This is a genomic window from Halomonas sp. (genome assembly GCF_031581305.1).
GTDB lineage: Bacteria > Pseudomonadota > Gammaproteobacteria > Pseudomonadales > Halomonadaceae > Halomonas.
Window position 1 is genome coordinate 1 of the sequence record NZ_JAVLBC010000219.1, and the last position, 2,683, is coordinate 2,683.

General features: G+C 64.6%; 2 protein-coding genes. Both read right to left on the bottom strand.

The annotated features are described in order from the left end of the window. Nucleotides 1-177: 177 nt before the first annotated feature. Nucleotides 178-1,467 carry a CsgG/HfaB family protein gene (locus tag RI841_RS14370; RefSeq protein WP_310706318.1) on the bottom strand — a complete coding sequence of 430 codons (1,290 nt, stop codon included), beginning with the start codon at nucleotides 1,465-1,467 and terminating at the stop codon, nucleotides 178-180. Continuing rightward, nucleotides 1,467-2,683, bottom strand: a 1,217-nt coding sequence (locus RI841_RS14375; RefSeq protein WP_310706319.1) for a DUF6844 domain-containing protein, incomplete at its 5' end; no start/stop codon positions are given. The genes RI841_RS14370 and RI841_RS14375, both read right to left, overlap by 1 nt.

A 2,683-nucleotide genomic window follows, 5' to 3' on the forward strand; every position in this document is an offset into this window, starting at 1 on the left:
AGCAACGACTGGGTTAGCGCAAGGCTGCGCGGCAGAAGGCGATGTGAATCGCCCCGACTTTCCTAGACACCTCATCGGGGTGTTGCATCGTCCAGACCTAGATGGGGCCGATTCATGTGGGCTCTTCCCAGGGAAGCACCCGGGGTAGAGCCCGTTACATTAGTGTTCGCAGGGGTGTCAGCATGGGTCCATGGGTAAGCAGACCCGCTCTCGTGTCCCGCGCATAGCCTCCCGTTCGGCCTCGCGTGTCGTTTGGCCGGTGGCGTCGATACGCCGCAGCACTTGGCCATTTCCCTCCACGGCACCCTTAACAATTCGCGCATGTGCGACCTTGTCAGCAACGCGGGTGATGTCGACGTCGGCCACCCACGTTTCGCGACTTCCCAGACTCTCGCCGTGGTAGGGGTCCGTGTAGGCCTTGCCGATGTCGTATACCGCCCAGCGCTGCCCCGGCTTGACGATCGTTCCCCCCTGGTTGAGCACGATATCGCTGCCGCGGCTCTCCACCACGCGCAGGGGGTAGATGACATTGAGCGCCTGAAAGGTGAGCTCGCTTCCCAGGGCATTGAATACTCGCTGGGTTGTGCCGCCGTTGCCGGGGCTGTCAATGCCAAGCGCCGCAAGGTCGGTACTCAGGTTGTGGCTCCACATCACCTGACCGGTAGCGGGAATCACCACCCGCGCCTCGAGGGTGACGACGCCATCGCCCTTATGTGAACGCTCGCCGGTGACGGGGTTCTCCACCTTGCGCAGGGCCATGTCGAGTTCCGTCAGGCGGGTCACCATCAGGTAGTCGGCACCCAAGTTGCGGCCGAGCATCGCTTTCTCTGCCAGCGGAACGCGGCCGGACGCAACGAAGGCCTGCTCGGCGCGAATCGCCTGCTGCATGTCGCGGTCGAGTACGTTGAAACGCCGCGACCCGACCATGGCCTGCACCAGCGCCTGGGTGAGCCGAGCCGAGACGTCACCGGGAGCCAGTGCCTCCCCGTTGATGCGCAGTTGGGCAGCGTCGACTTCCACAGGATAGACAGCCAGACGGCGGCGGTTGTTCTGAGCGCCCGTGCCCGGCACGCGGTACACCGGCACAGTCACCTTGAGCCTCGCTAGCTGGCCACCACCGGGGGCAGGACTCACATCTAGCACCTCATAGCCACTGATCAACCCTTGGCTGCGAACCTTGGTACCGCTTTCCACCCGAGACTCGTGGGTCACCGAGGCCTCGCGGCCTTGGTCGTCACGTACCGAGACGCGATCCATAGAGCGGCGCAGCTCGCGGCTGGCGTCCACCTGAGCGCCGTGTACCTGACGTACCGCCTCGCCCAGCGCGTTGAAGATCGCCTCCTCGCGATCGACCCCGGTGGCCTCGGCCTGTACCACCTTGGTCTGTACTCCGCCTTGAGCAACGAGCGGCAGGCCCGCCACCACCAGCCAGGTGACGATTCGAAAAATTGCTGTTGGGCTGCTCATCACCACTCCCCGAACGTGCCGGTGGATCGGCTGCTGGCCGGAGTGCTCGATCCCGTGCCGCTGTCGGCTTGTCCGGGATCGTCACGCTGGGTCAGGCCTTGAGCCTTGGCCGAGGTGCCGGGTGACCAGTACTTCACGTAACCAAGGTACGGATGGCCGGTGCTGGGGTCGGTGGCGTTCCACTGCCCCACGGTCTGCACGCCCTGTAGGTGGGCGTCGGCCTCGGACTCCAGAATGCTGTTGACCATGCGCCCTACGCCTTCTTCGGTGTACAGGCGCGAGCTGCCGTCGCCACGCGTTTCGCGCACCTGCTCGCGCAGCTTGCGCTTGGTGCTTTCCTTCTGACCCTGCACGGTCATGCTCGCGAACTGCGCCAGCCAGCCGTCTGCCATCATCTGGGCGCTGGTGCGCGCCGCCTCCAGCTCGGCACTGATGGCGAACTCATCCATGCTCCCGCGTACCAGGGCCGGAGCACCCATGCCGAAGGAGATCAGCCCATAGCGTCCCTTCTCATCGACGATCGGTTGCACGCCGAAGTAGCCGAGCATGGGAGTGCCCTCTTCGAGCTGGGGTCCCAGGCGTGTCTGGATGGTTTCGACGGGGATCGCTTGGCCCGGTGCCACGTCGCCGGTGCGGAGCTGACGGCCGAACTCGTTGAAGCGCTCCGACTTGACCACCACCACGCTGACCCGGCCGTTATTGACCGGCCCGTCGCCGCCGACTTGCTCAATGACGCCAAAGACGCCGATGCCGGAGAGTTCACCCATGGCGCGCCAAGTGGTCTCGGTGACGAACTCGTCATGGATAAGCTGCTTGCGCTCGGCGAGGTTGAGCTGGGGAAGCTGGCTGGCATCTCCCCCGAGCTCCTCGATCACCTTGTTGAGGGTCTGCACGGAAGCCTCGGCCATTCGGCTCGACAGGGCCTCGCTCAGTTGTGCCAAGGTGCTGGTGTCGGCTACATCTTCTGGAAGGCCATCCTGCATGAAACGGTCGGCCATGCGCTTGCCGATGACCACCGAATCCTGCGAAACGAGCTCCCCCATGGCCTGGAGGAAGGCCTCTTCAGTGGCGATCAGGCGCGCCTGGCTGAAGTCGACGCTGGTCGGGTCCATCGCGATGTCGGCCGAGGCGACAACCAGGGTGCCATTCGCCGGGTTGTTGGCCGACTCGCCCTGCACCCAGCCGCGATCTTGCAGGAACGCCTGGATTTTCTCAT

Excerpts from the sequence above, each read along its gene's own strand:
- RI841_RS14370 (WP_310706318.1), bottom strand. The coding sequence starts at position 1,467 with ATGAGCAGCCCAACAGCAATTTTTCGAATCGTCACCTGGCTGGTGGTG.